Below are 16,730 nucleotides of genomic sequence, written 5' to 3' on the forward strand. Positions count from 1 at the left end.
GTCTGGTCCGGGGGGATGGAAGATCACACCTTTGTGCCGCGCCCGCGCGCGGAGCGAGCGTGGGGGAAAACACGTGCTGGGCAGCAGTGACAACGCCATGGGGAAGCACCGCAAGCACCGCCGAAAGCCGTCCTCGGGGAGCCGGGGGATGCGGCTGCGCCGCTGGGCGGCGGCGCGGGTCCGGCTGGACTACCCCCGGGCGGGGCGGCGTGGTGTGGGGCGATGGCTGCCGTCGTGGCGTCAGATCACTCTCCTCTTCGTCTTCTGCCTCGGCAGTCTGACCGGTCTGCTGAGCTATCTGTATCTGCAGACCGACATACCCAAGAACCTGAACGACTTCGCCACCCAGCAGGACAACGTCTACTACTGGGCAGACGGCAGCGAGATGGCCCGCACCGGTCCGGTCAACCGGCAGGAGGTGCCGCTGGACAAGGTGCCGCAGGATGTCCAGTGGGCGGTGCTCGCCGCGGAGAACGCCAGTTTCTACTCCGACAGCGGAGTGTCCCCGAGCGGTCTGATGCGCGCCGTGACGCGGATGGTGACGGGTGGTGAGACCCAAGGCGGCTCCACCATCACCCAGCAGTATGTGAAGAACGCCTATCTGAATCAGCGCCAGACCTTTTCCCGCAAGCTCACCGAGATGTTCATGGCCATCAAGCTGGACGACCGGATGAGCAAGCGGGAGATCCTTCAGCGCTATCTGAACACGAGCTGGTTCGGGCGCGGCAGTTACGGCATTCAGCGGGCGGCGTACGCGTACTACGGCAAGGACGTCTCGGAACTCAACGCGAGCGAGGGCGCGTTGCTCGCCTCGCTGCTCAAGGGCGCCGGGACATTCGATCCGACGCTCAGCGCCAAGAACCACAAGCGGGCCGTCGACCGCTGGAAGTGGGTGCTGGACCGGATGGTCGACATCGGAAAGCTCTCCCGGTCCGAGCGGGCCCGCTATACGTCGTTCCCCGAGCCCAAGGCGCCGCCCAAGTCGGCCGGGCTCACCGGTCAGGTCGGCTATCTGGTGGAGACGGCCAAGGCGTATGTGAGTTCCCATACCGAGATATCCGACGCCGATTTCGACCTGGGCGGCTATCAGATTCACACCACCTTCGAGAAGCCGAAGGTCCAGGCGCTGGCCAAGGCGGTGAAGAAGACCCGGGACACCCTCGATCCCGAGCATCGCCCCGAGGACCGCCATGTGCGGATCGGCGCCGCCTCGGTGGCCCCCGGCGGCGCGATACGCGCGCTGTACGGCGGCCCCGGCTATCTCGAGCAGGGATTCAACGACGCGAACGCCTCCAACGTCCCGGCCGGCACCTCCTTCACCCCCTTCGTCTACGCCGCCGCGCTGCGCGACGGCGTTCTGCTGAAGCGCGACGGGGAGCGGACGCCCGTGACCCCCTCGACGCTCTACGACGGCGACAACAAGATCGCGGTGCATACGCCCGAGGGGCCGTACTGGGACCGCAGCGGCAAGATCGTGCGGGCCGGCAACGACGGTGACGCCTCGTATGGGCAGGTCTCCCTGCGCCAGGCGATCGTGCGGTCCATCAACACCCCGATGATCCAGTTGGGCATGGACGTCGGCCTGGACCGGGTCCGGCAGGCGTCCATCGACGCGGGGATGCTGCCCAGCAGCTTCGGCGCGCGGGTGCCCGCGTTCTCGCTCGGCACCGCGACACCCAGCTCGATCCGTATGGCCAGCGCCTACGGGACGTTCGCCGCCGAGGGAACGCACCACGCGCCGTACTCGGTGAGCGGGCTCACCCACGGCGGGCAGCGGCTCTCTCTGCGCAAGGACAGCGCCAGGCGGGCCTTCAGCCCGGCGGTCGCGGCGGAGGTGGACGATGCGCTGCGGGGCTCCGTGCAGAGCCCGGAGGGCGCGGCGCGCGGGGCCGCCGCTGCCGGTGATGAGGTGGCCGGTAAGGCGGGCACGGCGCAGGACGGCAACTCCGCCTGGTTCGTCGGCTACACCAAGAAGCTGTCGACGGCGGTGTCGCTGTCCCGGGTGGACCCCAAGTCGCAGGAGCTGATGCCGCTCAAAGGGATGGGCGGGAAAGCCACCGACACCTCGGGCGACACCTACCCCTTGGACATCTGGAAGACCTATATGACGGACCGGGCGGCGGAATGAACCCCGGTGGGACAAGCCCCGGTGGAACAGGCCCCGGTGGAACAGGCCCCGGTGGAACGAGCCCCGGTGGAAACCCGGCAACAGGACCGCTTCCGCACGCTACCGGGGCTATTCGCAGTGCACCGGGCTTCAGTCCGGTGGTGAAGCGAATCCGAAAACTGCTCTGACCTTGGCTGTGTGCACGGATCCACACTGTTCACCTCGGCCTGGGCCCCAGGTAAGACCAGGACTCGTCCCGGCACCGCGCAGCGAAGCAGGAACCCACTCGACACCGCAGCCTTCAACGGCGCGGTAGGCGGGAATCTCGCCCCTCAGGGGGGGAGAGGAAGTCAATTGGTCTTGGTGTACGTGGACCAGTCCGGCGATTCCGCCGGGTCCAGCATCCGCAGCTTCGCCAGGACCTTCGGGTCCTGGGCGTCCAGCCAGTCGGCGAGCTGCTTGAACGACACGCACCGCACTCCGTCGCGGCGGCAGACGCTCCGCATCACGTCCTCGATGGCCTGCATATAGATGCCGCCGTTCCAGGTCTCGAAGTGATTGCCGATGAACAGCGGCGCCCGGCTGCCGTTGTAGGCCCGCTCGAAGCCGTTCAGATAGCCCTCGCGGGTCAGCCGCTCCCACTCCGTGTACTTCGCCGGATCGCCCTCGGTGCTGTCACCGGACTGGTTGAAGAGGAAGTTGAAGTCCATCGAGAGGACCTGCTTCTCGCTCTCCGGGTACGGCACCAGCTGCAGCGGGAAGTTCCAGATCCCGTCGATCTTGGACGGCCAGAGCTGGAAGTCGCCCGGGGAGCTGGCGTCATAGCGCCAGCCGAGGGACTTGATGGCCGGAATCAGCGTCTTCTGGCCCTCCAGGCACGGCGCGCGCCCGCCCGCCAGCTCCACGTCGTAGTCGAACGGCAGCGGTTTGATGTCGGTGAAGCCGGTGTTGGTCTTCCAGTGCTTCACAAAGGAGACGGCCTGCTCCGTTTCGCTCTTCCACTCCTGGGTGGACCAGTCCTGTCCGCCCTTGGCGCCGCAGAAGTGGCCGTTGAAGTGCGAGCCGATCTCATTGCCGTCCTGCCAGGCCCCGCTCAGCTGCTCCAGGGTCTCCCTGATGTGCTCGTCGGTCGGGAAGGATATGGCGGCCGAGCCCGGCTTGTGCTGGGGCGGGCGATAGAGGTCGCTCTTCGTCTTGGGCAGCAGATACATGCCGCTCAGGAAGAACGTCATCGTGGCGTCGCTCTCCTTGGCGACCTGGCGGAAGCGGGAGAAGAGATGGTCGTCGTTCTCCAGCGCGCCGTCCCAGGAGAAGACCACGAACTGCGGGGGCTTCTCGCCCGGTTTGAGCTTCTCGGGCTTGAGCTGGTGCGGCTGCGGTCCGGTGTAGGACGTGGAGCCGTCCCCGAGCACCTTGACCTTGCCGTCCCAATGGGCGTACTTGTCCTTCTTCTTGGGCTCCCTGGGGACCCGGTCCGACTTGGGAGACGCCGCGGCGGCGGGGAGATCCCCGTCCCGTGCGCCGCCCGCGTCCCCCGGCGAGGTGAGGGCTATCAGCAGCGCCACCACGACGGCCACGGCCGTGAGCGCGCCTATGGGCGCGGCCACGCCATAGGCGTTCTTCGCGTTTAAAGCCTTCAACGCTTGCACGATCTTCAGCGCCTTCACGGGTCCCGCCCCCTGGCAACAGTACAGATGTACGTCCCCCTCAGTATCACAGAAGTATCACGTGGCCTTCACATCGGTCTCCTCACCAACCGGTCAAAAGCAGGTGGTTGACGAGCAGTCCGAGACACGCCTGGGCCACAAGCCAGCGGCGGCGATCGACAGCGGGCAGCAGCGCGGCGGTGGGCAGCAGCCAGACCAGGAAGGGAAGCCAGATCCGCTCCGTCTCGGCCTTGCTCATTCCGGACAGATCGGCCACGGCGAGTGCGAGCAGCACGGCGAAGGTCAGCACCACGAGCCCGTCCGGGGCCCCCGGGCCGCCCGGGCGCAGCCGCCTTACGGTGTCCGGCACCGCCGACAGCATCCGCCGCACGCCCGCGACACCGGCCGGACCGGCGACCACCGTCGCGACGGCCAGGTTGGCCCAGACCCAGTACGCGTACGGGCGGTCCGAGGCCACGCCCTGGTAGTAGCGCTCGACCAGCAGGGAGTACCCCTCCCACCACTGGAAGCCGGTCAGCGTGAACGCACCGGCCACCGCCGCCGCCCCCATCAGCGCGAAGGGCAGCGGCCGCGCGGTACGGGCGAGCAGGAGCACGGCGACGGCGGGCAGCGCCAGCAGCGTCAGCCCGTAGGAGAGATAGGCCGTCAGCCCCAGCAGCAGCCCGGAGCCGAACGCGACCGCCCCGGGCGCCCGGACCGTACGCGTCGCCGCGAGCGCCAGCAGCGCGAGCCCCCAGGCCGCGACGGCCGCGAAATAGCCGTCGGCCGAGGCGCCCACCCAGACCGCCCCGGGCGCCAGGACCAGGAACGGGGCGGCAGCGCGCGCGGCCCGCTCCTGCCCCAGGGCGCGCAGCGTGACCAGGATCGCGGCCGCCGCCGAGCCGCCCACCGTGATGCAGAAGGCCCCCGCCCAGGCGCCGCCGCCCAAGCCCAGCCGGTCCAGGCCCACGAAGGTGAGCACGGCGCCCGGCGGATGGCCCGCGATATGGGCGGGCCAGTGGTCGGGCTGGGTGAGCAGGATATGGCCGGTGAAGCCGCGCAGGGCCGCGCCGATGTCGTGGAACCGGTCGACACCGCGCAGATATTCGTGGCGCGCGGTCAGCCGCTCCGCCACCCCCCGCTGCCATCCGTCGACCAGCGCCAGTGACCAGATCCAGGCCATGGACGCCGCCCAGACGGCCCCCAGCAGCCCGCGCCACGGCAGCCGCACCGCGAGCCGGGGACCGTGGACGACGACCGCCGCGGCGACGGCCAGGGCGGCGGGCGTGCCGGGGCCCACATGGGGCAGCCAGTCGGCGTACAGCGGCGCCCAGTCGACGTACAGCGAGTGATCGGCCCGCTGGATCAGGGTGCCGACGACGGCGGCGACGGCGAAGAGCACGGCGGCGGCAACGGCGGCGAGCATGTCCCGGCGGCGGCCGGTCCGCTTCTCGTTCTCGACGGCCCGGATGTCGATGCCGCTGTGGAGAGGGAGTTTCACGACGTCACGCTACGTCGTGAAGCCCGCGTCCGGGCCGCCGCGCCGCGCGACGTCACCGGACCGTCAGATCCTCGCGGCCGGGGCGGCTGACGTCACCGTTTCGTCATGGGCTCAAGGCCCCGGAACGCGGCGCGGCCGCCCTACCGTCATGCCATGAGCCACCCTCCCCGTACCCACCGTGACCGCCGCGCGCTGTGGCGCAGTCCTTTGCGCGGCCCCTGGCTGACGTCTGTCTTCGGCGTGATCCTGCTCTTCGGCCTGCCCGTGCTCTTCGTGACCGGACTGCTGTCGTACGCCGCTTACAACCCCGGACTGTCCCCGGTCAACGACCAGACTCCGGACAAGGGGCTGCTCGGCTTCTATCTCTTCACCTGGCCGACCAACCCCTCCTGGCTCTACCGCGTCAACCAGGGCGTGCACGTCACCCTCGGGATCGTGCTCGTGCCGGTGCTGCTGGCCAAGCTGTGGTCGGTCATCCCCAAGCTGTTCACCTGGCCCCCGGTGCGGTCGGTGGGGCACGGGCTGGAGCGGCTCTCGCTGCTGGCGCTGGTCGGCGGCGGGCTGTTCGAGTTCGCGACCGGGGTGCTCAACGTCCAGCTGGACTACATCTTCCCCGGGTCCTTCTACCCGCTGCACTTCTACGGGGCGTGGATCTTCATGGCCGCCCTCGTGGTCCATGTGGCGCTGCGGTTCCCGGCCATGGTGCGGGCGCTGCGCAGCCGCGATCTGCGGGCCGAGCTGCGCACCCGCGCCCACGACACCACGCCGGAGCCGCCGGACGAGACCGGTCTGGTCAGCCCGCAACCGGCCGCGCCCACCATGTCGCGGCGGGGCGCGCTCGCCATGGTCGGCACCGGCTCGTTCGCGCTGCTGGTGGTGACGGCCGGTCAGAGCATCGGCGGCCCGCTGCGCGAGACGGCCGTACTCGCGCCGCACGGCCGCAACCCGGGGTCGGGGCCGGGCGGCTTCCAGATCAACAAGACCGCCATGGCCGTCGGCCTCCGGGCCCGCGACATCGGGCCCGACTGGCGGTTGACGGTGCGCGGCGCGACGGGCCGCGAGACGGTCCTCACCCGGGAGCAGCTGCTGCGGCTGCCGCGACACGGCGCGGCGCTGCCCATCGCTTGTGTGGAGGGCTGGTCCACGTCCGACCAGCGGTGGGACGGGGTGCGGCTGGCCGACCTCGCCGCGCTGGTGGGGCATGCCGACCGGCCGCCGAGGGTCCTGGTGGAGTCGGTGCAGCGGCACGGCTCCTTCCGCCGCGTGGTGCTGAGCGACGTCCAGGTCCGCGACCCCCGCTCGCTGCTGGCCCTGAGGGTCAACGGCGCGGATCTGTCGCCGGACCACGGTTATCCGGCGCGGGTGATCGTGCCCGGGGCCCCGGGTGTGCACAACACCAAGTGGGTCGGCCGGCTGACCTTCGGAAGCTTCGAGGAGACCGCGTGAAGGGGCTTGGGGGAGGCCGCATGAGGGGGGTTCGGGGAGGACGTATGAGCGGGTTTCGAGGAGACCAGATGAAGGCCGCGCTGCGCCGCTTCGGTCCGCGGGCCGCGCTGCGCCGCTTCGGTCCGCTGCGGCTGGAGCCGGAATCACCGCTGCGGTTGGTGCTGCTGCTGTGCTCGTTCGCGCTGACCGGCTACGCCGGGCTCAGGCTGCTGAGCGGCGACTGGTTCGGGATCCTGCTGTGGATCGTCGGCGCCGCCATCCTCCATGACCTGGTGCTGCTTCCGTTGTACGCGCTCGCCGACCGTGCCGTGGGCGCCGCGCTCCCGGCCGCGGCCCGCTGGATCAACCATGTGCGAGTGCCCGTCTTCCTCTCCGGGCTGCTCCTGCTGGTGTGGTTCCCGCTGATCCTCGGCCGGCAGGAGCGCCGCTACGAGAACGCGACCGGGCTGAGTGCCGACGTCTTCTGGTCGCGCTGGCTGCTGATCACCGCGGGACTCTTCGCCGCCTCGGCCGTGTGGCTGGCGATCCGGGTGGTGATCCGGGTGTGGCGGCGTCGTCCGGGGCCTCGGCGTGGGGCCCCGGCGGCGGGGGAGCGGAAGCCGCCCGCAGGGCCCGCACGGCCCAGCCGGCCATGACCGCCGCACCGGCGACCGCGTACCCCAGCGTTCCGACCCACGCGCCGTCGTCGACCGCACGGGCCGTCACATACTGGACAACTCCCGCGAGCGGCAGGCCGAGCCACTCCCAGCGCCCGTCGAGGGCCACCAGCGCCACCACCAGCAGCGCGTACCAGGGATAGCCGGGCGTCATCAGCAGGAACGCGGTCCCGGTCACCACCAGCGCGCCGCGCCAGGGCCGCCCGGGATCGCCGCGCAGCAGCACCCACGCGACGATCACGAGCAGGACGGCGGCGACCACCGGCAGGGCCCAGCTCTCCGGGGCGGGGTGGAGCAGACGCAGCAGTGCGTAGCGGTTCTTGTCAGCGGCGGCGGTGGAGCCCGTCTCGTACCCCTCCTCGGCCACATAGCCGGTGAGATAGCCGAGCACGGAGGAGCGCGAGAGCAGGACGTACGGGAGGTAGCCGAGCGCGACGACGGCCGCGGCGGGCAGCACGATCGCCGCGGCAGGGCGCACCGCCGTTGCCGCGGCGCGGCGGAGCCGGGTGGTCGGTGAGGCGGGGCTCCCGGCGTTTTCAGGGGCCTTGAGGGTCTTGGAGTTCATGGCGAGGATGCCGGAGAGCGCACCCGGCAGGGTTACCGCGGGCAGCAGCTTGGCGGCGATCGCCGCGCCGAGCAGCACGCCGCCCAGGGCGCGGCGGCGGGGGACGGCGACCAGGCCCGCGACGGTCAACAGCGCGCCCAGCGCGTCGACATGGGCGTTGTTCACGGCCTCCACCGGCACGGCCGGGCACCAGGCCCACAGCGCCGCGCGGGCGGTCGCGAGGCGGGGATCGGGGCGGCGGCGTGCCGCGGCCAGCAGCACGGCGGTGGTGGCGACGGACAGCAGCGCGCCGCCGGTCTGCAGGGGGAGGAGAGTGGAACCTGACGGCGCCGAGCGGTGTACAAGCAGGAAATAGCCCTCTGCGACGGGAGGATAGATCGTATGGACCGCGGGGCGGTTGAGGCGGGTGCACTGCGACTCGGCGGGGCCGGAGGTGCCGCGCGTGTGGCCGGAGGTCTTGCGCGTGTTGCTGGGGGTGTCGGGTGTGTGGTCGGGCGCCGGATCGGTGCGTGGGTGGGCGCCGGGCGCGGGAGGTTCGGCTGCGGGGCGGACGGGGGCGCGGTCGGGGCCGTGGCAGGCGGAGCCCTTCGGGAAGAGCCAGCGGTCGCGCAGCGGAGCGAGTGCGGGGTCCTCGGGCGCGTGGTCATAGGGGGATATGCCCGCGGCCTGCACACGTCCGTCCCAGGCGTAGCGGTAGGCGTCGGTGCTGGTGCGCGGCGGCCCGAGCAGGCCCGTGGCGGCGACCGCGGCGCTCCCCACGAGCACGAAGACGGCGGCCTGGCGGGCGCCCAGGCGGCGGACCGTCCACGCCGCCGCGGCGAACAGCACCCAGGCGAGGGCGTACCAGCGGGAGAGCGTGCCGGGCGCGGTGTGGAAGTCGTCCCTGCGGAAGGTCAGGGCGAGGACGGCGACCAGCGAGCCGAGCAGCGTGGCCAGCGCGAGGGGGGATATCCGCGGGTGGGCGGTCCGCCCCCGCGCGGCCCGGGTGGGGCGCTCTGCCGGGCGGGGCTCGTCCGTGCTGTCAGGCGGTGGTGCGAGGCGGCCGCGGGCCGGTGGGCGAGGGCCCGGGCCGAAGTGCTGATCAGGCACCCGGCCGACCCACCGGGCGAGTGGGCCGGGCCGCAGCGGGCCGCGCGGCGATGCGGGCACGGCTCAGCGCTCCGTGGCGGACCTGGGCAGGGGCGGGGTGCGGCGCAGCGACACAAAGCTCCGGTCCCGCGCGGTCCATTGCTCGACCGGGTTCCAGCCCACCGCGCGCGCGTGGTGCAGCAGCGCCGGGACGCCGACCCGGGCCCAGGGGAAGGCCGTTCCCATGTCGCCCCGGCCGTCGTCCACCCGCACCCGCACCCGCTCGTCCACATCGGCCGCCGCGGCCTCCACCAGCAGCAGCCCGTTGGGGGCTATGAGTTGAGCGACGCGCGCGAGGAGTGCCTGCGGATCACCGCCGATGCCGATGTTGCCGTCGATCAGCAGCGCCGTGCCCCAGCGTCCCTCGCCGGGCAGCGGTTCGAAGACCGAGCGGCACAGCGCGGGCCCGCCCGCACGGACCGTTCGGGCGACCGCGGCCTGGCTGACGTCGATGCCCAGGCAGGGGCGGCCGCGCAGGGCCAGTGCCGCCACCAGCCGACCGGGTCCGCAGCCGATGTCGAGGGCCGGGCCCTGGCATCGCCGCAGCACGGTCCGATCGGCCGCGTCGGCGTCCGCACACCAGCGTTCGACGTCCAAGGGCAGCATCCAGCCGTCGGCTCGGCGCAGGAACAGCGGACCTCGGCCCGCGTGCAGCGCCCGGACATAGGGGTCGGCGTGCCAGGCGGCGGCCGCACGGCGAGCGGGAGTCCGCTCACGCACCGATCCGTCGCGTACCGGTCCGTCGCGTACCGGTCCGTCGCGTACCGGTCCGTCGCGTACGGCTCCGTCTCGCACCGATTCGTCGCGTACGGACCCGTCTCGCACCGAGCCATCGCGTACGGCTCCGTCTCGCACTGTCTCGGCCGTGCTCATCGGGCGGTGGTCCGGGACAGCCGGGCGAGGGTCCGGGCGAACCGCCCGCCCGGAGCGTCGGCCGCCACGCGTGCGGCGTCCTCCGCCGTGTCCACGTCGCGCAGCATCGGCAGGTCGCGCACCCGCAGCCCCGCGTCCGTCAGCCGGCGCCGCTGTGCGGCACCGGTGGTGGCGGTGGACATCGGCACGCCCCGCAGCAGACCGGGATCCGGTTGCGCGAGGCCCAAGGCCCAGAAGCCGCCGTCGGCGGCCGGGCCGAACCAGGCGTCGCAGTCGTGCCAGCCGTTCGGGTGCAGCGCGGGGGCGAGCAGAGCGGGGGTGACCTGCGGGGTGTCCATGCCGATCAGCAGGGCGGCGCCCCGGCAGGCGGCGAAGGCCGCGGCGAGCCGTTCGTCCAGACCGCCGTCGCACTGCGGCACCACCTCGAATCCCGACGGCAGCCACGGCCCGGGGCGCCCGTCGAGGACCAGCACCCTGCGACCGGCGGGCATGGCGAGCGCGGCGTGCAGTGTGTCGGTGAGGCACGCCTCGGCGAGCGAGGCGGCCTCGGCGGGGGTGTACGGGGGAGTGAGCCTGGTCTTCACCCGCCCGGGCACCGGTTCCTTGGCGATGACGAGCAGCGTCGTCCCGTCCGCGTGGGCAGGTCGGGAGCCGGTGTCCGCACGGATGTCCGCCCCCGGGACCGGCCCGCCGACGGCGTCGGGTCCGGAGCCGGGGCGGTCGGGAGCCGAGGGGACCCTCGCCGGGTTCGCATCCTCGCGTGGCGCGGGGCTCACCGCGCGGCCATCGAGGAGGCGGCCAGGTCGTGGGCCACCGGGGGCTGGCGCAGCACGGCGCGCATATCGCGCACCGCGTGCCAGGTGCCCCGCCAGGTGCCGGTGACCTTCGACTTCCCGGTGCGCGGCCGGTACGGCACCTCGCGTTCCTCGATCCGCCAACCCGCGTCCGCGGCCCGCACGACCATCTGCAGCGGGTAGCCGCTGCGGCGGTCGGTGAGGCCGAGGTCGAGCAGCGGTTCGCGCCGCGCGGCCCGCAGTGGGCCGAGGTCGCCCAGTGTGAGGCCGGTGCGCCGCCGCAGCATGCGGGTCAGGGCGATATTGCCGAGCCGGGCGTGCATCGGCCAGGCCCCCCGCTCCTGGGGACGTCGGCGGCCCAGCACGAGGTCGGCGCCGCCTTCCGTGACGGTCCGCACGAAGGCGGTCAGCAGGCCGGGGTCGAGCGAGGCGTCGCAGTCGCAGAAGCAGACGATGTCGGCCTCGGCGGCGAGGAGCCCGGCGTGGCAGGCGGCGCCGAAGCCGCGGCGCGGTTCGTGCACGACGGTGGCGCCGTGGGCGCGGGCGATCGTGGCCGAGCCGTCCGTGGAGCCGTTGTCGACGACGATGGCGCGCCAGCCGGCCGGGATGCGGGCCAGCACCCAGGGCAGGGCGGCGGCTTCGTCCAGACACGGCAGGACGACGTCCGCACAGGGGGTGGTCGAATTTGTCACCCGCACCACACTACGAAGGAGAAAGCGACATTCCGGGCTTCAGGTTCTTACGAAACACGGACGTCGCCCGGTCCTCGGCCTCCCTGCCGCACCCGGGCGCCGGACCTGGTGTCACGCTGTGGGGCATGCAGCAGACCCCGTCTCCCACCCGCGTGCTCGTCGTGGACGACGATCCGACCGTGGCCGAGGTCGTCGCCGGGTACCTCGGCCGGGCCGGATTCGCCGTGGACCAGGCCGCCGACGGCCCCGGGGCGCTCGCCCACGCCGCCCTCCGCTGGCCGGACCTGGTCGTCCTCGACCTGATGCTGCCCGGTATGGACGGGCTGGAGGTCTGCCGCGCGCTCCGGGACAAGGGCCCGGTGCCGGTCATCATGCTCACCGCGCGCGGCGACGAGGAGGACCGGATCCTCGGCCTGGAGATCGGCGCGGACGACTACGTCACCAAGCCGTTCAGCCCACGGGAGCTGGTGCTGCGCGTGGAGTCGGTGCTGCGCCGCGGCCGGCCCGGTCCGCAGGTCCCCGGCTCGTCCGCCCTCGCCCCGGGCGGTGTGGCACACCGTGCCGGGATCACTCTCGATCCCCTGGCCCGGCGCGCCACCCGGCACGGCCGGGAACTCGCCCTGACGGTGCGCGAGTTCGACCTGCTGTCCTTTCTGCTGCGCCACCCGGGGGTGGCCTTCACCCGCGAGGAGCTGATGCGCGAGGTGTGGGGCTGGGACTTCGGGGATCTGTCCACCGTCACCGTCCATGTGCGGCGGCTGCGCGGGAAGGTCGAGGACGATTCCGCCGCGCCCCGGCTCATCCAGACCGTATGGGGCATCGGCTACCGCTTCGACGCCCCGCCCGAGGCCGCCGGCGGGCCACTCGGCGACGAGCCACGGGACGAGGGGCGACGGGACGACGACGGACGGGACGAGGCACGACGGTACGAGGGACGGGACGGCGACGGGCGGGGGGCGGGCTCCGATGCGTGATGTCCTCCTCATGGCGGCGTTCGCCTTTCTGGGCGCGGCGGCGGCCGGTCTGCTGGGCGCGCTGGCGCTGCGGCTGGTGCGCGGTCGTTCGGTCGCGGTGTCTCTCACCGTCGTCGCCGCCGTCGCGGTCACGGCGATGCTCACCGGGACGCTGGCCGTCGCCTGGGCGATGTTCCTGTCCCCGCACGACCTGACGGTGGTCACGACCGTGTGCGCCATGGCCGCCGTGGTGTCCATGGCCACCGCGTTGCTGATGGGCCGCTGGGTGGTGGCGCGCAGCAACGCGCTGGCCCTCGCCGCCCGCTCCTTCGGGGACGGCGGGAGCTTCGCCGCCCCCGACGGCCAGGCCACCGCCGAGCTCGCCGCGCTCGGCCGTGAACTGGCCGCCACCAGTGCCAAGCTGGCCGCCTCCCGCGAGCGCGAGCGCGCCCTGGAGTCCTCCCGCCGGGAGCTGGTCGCCTGGATATCCCACGATCTGCGCACCCCGCTGGCGGGGCTGCGCGCGATGTCCGAGGCGCTGGAGGACGGGGTGGCCCCGGACCCGGACCGCTACCTCCGCCGGATCCGCACCGAGGTGGAGCGGCTGAACACAATGGTCGGCGACCTCTTCGAGCTGTCCCGCATCCACGCCGGGGCGCTCTCCCTCAGCCCCACCCGGATCTCCGTCTACGACCTGATCGGCGACGCGCTCGCCGGGGTCGATCCGCTCGCCCGTGAGCTGGGCGTCCAACTGATCGGCGACCGGGTGGACCCCGTCCCGGTGGAGGTCGACGGCAAGGAGATGACCCGTGTGCTCGGAAACCTCCTCGTCAACGCCGTCCGCCGCACCCCGGCGGACGGCACGGTCGCGGTGACCGCCGAGCGGGAGGCGGACACGGTCGTGCTGTCGGTCACCGATGGCTGCGGCGGGATCCCGGAGGAGGACCTTCCGCGCGTCTTCGACACCGGCTGGCGCGGCACCAACGCCCGCACACCCCCGGCGGGCGCCGGTCTGGGCCTCGCCATCGTCCGCGGCATCGTCGAGGCTCACGACGGCCAGGCGGCGGTCCGCAATGTCGACGGCGGCTGCCGCTTCGAGGTCCGCCTCCCCGCCGCCGCCACTTGAGCGGCCCTCCCTTCGGGCCGCCATCACCTGAGCGACTCGGCCCCTGAGACCGCTTGGACCGCCGTCACACAGGTGAGCGGCTGCTCCCCTCAGGCCGCCGCCCCCGCAGCCTCGGCCCCGGCACGCTCCGGTCGGCCCCGCCCCCTCAGCCTCGGCCCCCGGCACGCCCCGGCCGACCCCACCCCCGCAGCCTCGGCCCCCGCAGCCCCGGCCCTCCTCGGCCTCGGACCCCTCCGCCTCAGACTCAGACCCCCGCGCGCTGGGGGGCGCGGGCGAACGCGGTCATGCCCTCCGTGAAGGAGATCGCCGCGCGCCAGCCCAGGGCCTCGCGGATCCGCCGCGACGACGCGGTGATGTGCCGTACGTCGCCCAGCCGGTACCCGCCCGTCACCACGGGTGCCGGGCCGCCGAACGCCGTGGCCAGAGCCGCGGCCATCTCGCCCACCGTATGGGGGTCGTCGCTGCCGGTGTTGTACGCGGTCAGCGTGGACGGGGCCACCACCCGCGCCGCCGCCTCCAGTGCGGCGACATTGGCCGCGGCCACGTCCCGGACATGGACGAAGTCCCGGCGCTGGCCGCCGTCCTCGAAGACCGCGGGCGCCTCGCCGCGCGCCAGGGCGGAGCGGAAGAAGGAGGCCACCCCCGCGTAGGGGGTGTCGCGCGGCATCCCCGGCCCATACACATTGTGGTAGCGCAGCGACACCGCGCGGCCGCCCACCGACCGGGCCCAGGCCGCCGCCAGATGTTCCTGGGCCAGCTTCGTCGTCGCGTACACATTGCGCGGATCGACCGGTGCTTCCTCCTCCACCTTGCCGGGCCGCAGCGATGTGCCGCACTCGGGGCAACGGGGGTCGAAGCGGCCCGCCGCGAGATCCGCCTCGGCGCGCGGACCGGGACGGACCCGGCCGTGGCGGGGGCAGTCGTAGCGCCCCTCCCCGTAGACGACCATCGACCCGGCCAGCACCAGTTGGCGCACCCCGCACTCCGCCATCGCCGCCAGCAGCACCGCGGTGCCCAGGTCGTTGCAGCCCACATAGGCCGGGGCGTCCGCGAAGTCCTTGCCGAGACCGACCATCGCCGCCTGATGGCATACGGCGTCCACGCCGCGCAGCGCGGCGACCACCGCCTCCCGGTCCCGTACGTCGGCGTGGATCCACTCCCCGTCCACCGTGGGCGGCGTCGGATGAGCGGCCGGGAGCAGGGCATCGAGGACGACCGGCTCATGGCCGTGATCGACAAGGGCGGTGACGATATGCGAGCCGATGAAGCCCGCGCCTCCGGTGACCAGTACACGCATGGGGACGACGCTAGGCCGGAGCGGGCGCCGGGGTCCGCCCCCGCGCCGTTCCGTCACCGCTCCGTAAGACCTTCCGGAGGAGGCGTGGTCACAGAATGGCCACAGGAGAGACGGCCCCGCGTTGCCTTTCACTGCGACCGTGGCGCCCACTCGCGTCCCCCGGGACCCCGTCCCCGAGGATCCTTCCCCCAGGGGCTCCCGGACACGATTACCGGACACGTCTCTCCGGACCGCCGCCATCGACGAACAGAGAGCCACATGACGGTCACCACCGCGCCCGCGGCCCAGCGTCCCCGCAGCCTCAATGACGTCAAGGGCTGGTTCCCCAGCCTTGACCAAGTACTGTTCGACCGCTTTCTGACCCGCCAGGAGCGCCTCGGACAGCACGGGGACCTGATGGAGATGGGCGCCTACATGGGCAAGAGCGCCATCTTCACCGCCGCGTATCTGCGGGCGAACGAGCGGTTCACGGTCTGTGACCTCTTCGACGCGGATGCGCCGGACGAGAAGAACGCGGCGGAGGCACGCAAGTCGTACTCCACGTTGACCCGCACCGCATTCGAGCAGAACTACCTGGCCTTCTGGGACGAGCTGCCGCACGTCATCCAGGCCCCGACCTCCGTCGTGCCCGACCACGTCGGTGCCGACACCTGTCGCTTCATCCACGTGGACGCCTCGCACCTGTACGAGCATGTGGCGGGCGACATCGGCACCGCGCACAACACGCTGCTGCCCGGCGGTCTGGTCGTCCTCGACGACTTCCGTTCCGAGCACACCCCCGGGGTGGCCGCCGCGACCTGGGAGGCGGTGTTCACCCGCGGCCTGCGGCCCATCTGCCTGACCACGCAGAAGCTCTACGGCACCTGGGGCGACCCGGAGCCGATCCAGGACGAGCTGCTCGCGGACGAGGAGTGGCGCAAGGGGATGCACACCAGCGTGCAGGAGATCGCGGGCCGCAGGGTGCTGCGGTTCTCGGGGAAGCCCGCCAACCCGACCCCGCCCACCTCCCGCTACGCCGATGACCCGCGCGTCCCCGCCCCCGAGCCGCGCTCCGCGCCCGCCGCACCGGCGTCCGCCGCCGCGGCGCGCCGTCCCACCGCGGTCCGGCGGCTCGCCGCCGACGTGCTCCCGCCGGTCGTCACCCGCGCGATCCGCCGCCGCAGGCGATAGCCCCGGGCGCGGAATGGGCCCCGGCGCGGCGGACGGCCTTACGGGCGCCGCAGTGCCGGGTGGTCCGCCACCACCGTGCAGGACCCCGGCGCGATCTCGGTGAACCCCGCGTCGCGCACCACCGGCAGCCCGCTCGTGGTGAGCTCGTCCCACCGCTCGGCCGACGCCGTACGCACCGCCAGCGGGAACCCGGCCGCGCGCCAGGCCGTCCGCGCCGCGTCGTCCAGCTCCCACCAGGCCAACTGCGCGCCATGCCCGGCCTGGGCCATCGCCTTGCCCGCGGACATCTCCACCTGGGGGCTCAGCCACAGCACCGGACCGGTGAGGTCGGGGGCGGGCGGCGGCTCGGGATCGTCCAGGTCGGTGCCGGAGACCTGGAGCTTGGCCAGCTCCTTGGGCCAGCCGTCCAGCGGCACCGGCGGGAACACCCGCACCTCGGCGGCCGGCGGCGGTCCGTCCCCGGCAGCGGTCGCGGCGGGCCCCCGGCCCGTGACCGTGATGCCCGGCAGCTCGGCCGCGCGCCGCCACTCCGCGCCGCGCGCCCGCCGGACGACCTTGCGGATCCGGGCGTCCTGCCAGTCCCGTACGGACTGGGCCCACTCGCCGTCCGCGGCCGTCGCCCGCTCGTCCGACAGCAGCACCAGCACCGCGCGCGCCGCCGTCTCCAGGGCGTCCGTGCGCGCCGGGGGCGCGGCCTTCTCGATCCGGACCACCAGGGGCAGGACGAACTGCGGCGCGGCGTCCCGGTCGATCTCGGAGTGCCGGAAGGGGCTGCT

The 16,730-nt window shown here is 73.0% G+C and carries 13 protein-coding genes and 1 pseudogene; 6 read left to right on the top strand and 8 right to left on the bottom strand.

The window, feature by feature from the left end; translation table 11 throughout:
• The first annotated feature begins 148 nt into the window (after positions 1–148).
• The gene (locus AS97_RS33525) at positions 149–2,128 is read left to right on the top strand and encodes a transglycosylase domain-containing protein (RefSeq protein WP_059141729.1); all 1,980 of its coding nucleotides are present in this window, start codon (positions 149–151) and stop codon (positions 2,126–2,128) included.
• 329 nt (positions 2,129–2,457) lie between these two features.
• On the opposite strand, the gene AS97_RS33530 is transcribed toward AS97_RS33525, so the two are convergent.
• Together AS97_RS33530 and AS97_RS33535 are read right to left on the bottom strand one after the other, a co-directional pair.
• Positions 2,458–3,747, bottom strand: a complete 1,290-nt coding sequence (locus tag AS97_RS33530; protein WP_059141857.1) for a hypothetical protein — start codon at positions 3,745–3,747, stop codon at positions 2,458–2,460.
• Between the two features lie 109 nt (positions 3,748–3,856).
• Entirely contained in the window at positions 3,857–5,254 is a 1,398-nt protein-coding gene (locus AS97_RS33535; protein ID WP_125761087.1) for a hypothetical protein, read from the bottom strand.
• Between the two features lie 153 nt (positions 5,255–5,407).
• Here AS97_RS33535 and AS97_RS33540 point away from each other — a divergent pair, with 153 nt between their 5' ends.
• Both AS97_RS33540 and AS97_RS33545 read left to right on the top strand, forming a co-directional pair.
• Positions 5,408–6,700, top strand: coding sequence for a molybdopterin-dependent oxidoreductase (locus AS97_RS33540; protein ID WP_125761085.1), 1,293 nt, complete (start codon positions 5,408–5,410; stop codon positions 6,698–6,700).
• 44 nt (positions 6,701–6,744) lie between these two features.
• Entirely contained in the window at positions 6,745–7,335 is a 591-nt protein-coding gene (locus tag AS97_RS33545; protein WP_247204564.1) for a hypothetical protein, read from the top strand.
• A 226-nt stretch (positions 7,336–7,561) separates the two neighbouring features.
• Here the strand turns inward: AS97_RS33545 and AS97_RS47785 are convergent.
• From AS97_RS47785 to AS97_RS33565, 4 genes and pseudogenes are all read right to left on the bottom strand, one after another.
• A pseudogene (locus tag AS97_RS47785) lies at positions 7,562–9,070 on the bottom strand (glycosyltransferase 87 family protein); the annotation flags it as partial.
• 3 nt (positions 9,071–9,073) lie between these two features.
• Positions 9,074–9,922, bottom strand: a complete 849-nt coding sequence (locus AS97_RS33555) for a methyltransferase domain-containing protein (RefSeq protein WP_247204565.1) — start codon at positions 9,920–9,922, stop codon at positions 9,074–9,076.
• Positions 9,919–10,542 (bottom strand): DUF2064 domain-containing protein, encoded by a 624-nt coding sequence (locus tag AS97_RS33560; protein WP_125761803.1) that lies wholly within the window; start codon positions 10,540–10,542, stop codon positions 9,919–9,921. Before AS97_RS33560 ends, AS97_RS33555 begins: the two co-directional genes overlap by 4 nt.
• A 152-nt stretch (positions 10,543–10,694) precedes the next feature.
• Positions 10,695–11,417 carry a glycosyltransferase family 2 protein gene (locus AS97_RS33565; protein ID WP_210566174.1) on the bottom strand — a complete coding sequence of 241 codons (723 nt, stop codon included), beginning with the start codon at positions 11,415–11,417 and terminating at the stop codon, positions 10,695–10,697.
• A 116-nt stretch (positions 11,418–11,533) separates the two neighbouring features.
• Here AS97_RS33565 and AS97_RS33570 point away from each other — a divergent pair, with 116 nt between their 5' ends.
• The gene (locus tag AS97_RS33570; RefSeq protein ID WP_125761801.1) at positions 11,534–12,382 is read left to right on the top strand and encodes a response regulator transcription factor; all 849 of its coding nucleotides are present in this window, start codon (positions 11,534–11,536) and stop codon (positions 12,380–12,382) included.
• Entirely contained in the window at positions 12,375–13,487 is a 1,113-nt protein-coding gene (locus tag AS97_RS33575) for a HAMP domain-containing sensor histidine kinase (RefSeq protein ID WP_059141735.1), read from the top strand. Before AS97_RS33570 ends, AS97_RS33575 begins: the two co-directional genes overlap by 8 nt.
• A 244-nt stretch (positions 13,488–13,731) precedes the next feature.
• Here the strand turns inward: AS97_RS33575 and AS97_RS33580 are convergent, their stop codons facing one another.
• The gene (locus AS97_RS33580; RefSeq protein WP_210566175.1) at positions 13,732–14,784 is read right to left on the bottom strand and encodes an NAD-dependent epimerase/dehydratase family protein; all 1,053 of its coding nucleotides are present in this window, start codon (positions 14,782–14,784) and stop codon (positions 13,732–13,734) included.
• Between the two features lie 258 nt (positions 14,785–15,042).
• Between AS97_RS33580 and AS97_RS33585 the strand changes: the two genes are divergently transcribed.
• A complete protein-coding gene (locus tag AS97_RS33585) occupies positions 15,043–15,954 on the top strand; it encodes a class I SAM-dependent methyltransferase (RefSeq protein ID WP_125760005.1) in 912 nt (303 codons plus the stop codon).
• A 38-nt stretch (positions 15,955–15,992) separates the two neighbouring features.
• Here the strand turns inward: AS97_RS33585 and AS97_RS33590 are convergent, their stop codons facing one another.
• A complete protein-coding gene (locus tag AS97_RS33590; RefSeq protein ID WP_125760011.1) occupies positions 15,993–16,706 on the bottom strand; it encodes a peptidyl-tRNA hydrolase in 714 nt (237 codons plus the stop codon).
• Positions 16,707–16,730: the final 24 nt, after the last annotated feature.

This window comes from Streptomyces sp. AgN23, assembly GCF_001598115.1.
GTDB lineage: Bacteria > Actinomycetota > Actinomycetes > Streptomycetales > Streptomycetaceae > Streptomyces > Streptomyces antimycoticus.

What these genes read in the sequence shown, in the direction of transcription:
- AS97_RS33525 (WP_059141729.1), top strand. Translation starts at nt 149, where the DNA reads ATGCGGCTGCGCCGCTGGGCGGCGGCGCGGGTCCGGCTGGACTACCCC.
- AS97_RS33540 (WP_125761085.1), top strand. Translation starts at nt 5,408, where the DNA reads ATGAGCCACCCTCCCCGTACCCACCGTGACCGCCGCGCGCTGTGGCGC.
- AS97_RS33545 (WP_247204564.1), top strand. Translation starts at nt 6,745, where the DNA reads ATGAGCGGGTTTCGAGGAGACCAGATGAAGGCCGCGCTGCGCCGCTTC.
- AS97_RS33555 (WP_247204565.1), bottom strand. Translation starts at nt 9,922, where the DNA reads ATGAGCACGGCCGAGACAGTGCGAGACGGAGCCGTACGCGATGGCTCG.
- AS97_RS33570 (WP_125761801.1), top strand. Translation starts at nt 11,534, where the DNA reads ATGCAGCAGACCCCGTCTCCCACCCGCGTGCTCGTCGTGGACGACGAT.
- AS97_RS33575 (WP_059141735.1), top strand. Translation starts at nt 12,375, where the DNA reads ATGCGTGATGTCCTCCTCATGGCGGCGTTCGCCTTTCTGGGCGCGGCG.
- AS97_RS33580 (WP_210566175.1), bottom strand. Translation starts at nt 14,784, where the DNA reads ATGCGTGTACTGGTCACCGGAGGCGCGGGCTTCATCGGCTCGCATATC.
- AS97_RS33585 (WP_125760005.1), top strand. Translation starts at nt 15,043, where the DNA reads ATGACGGTCACCACCGCGCCCGCGGCCCAGCGTCCCCGCAGCCTCAAT.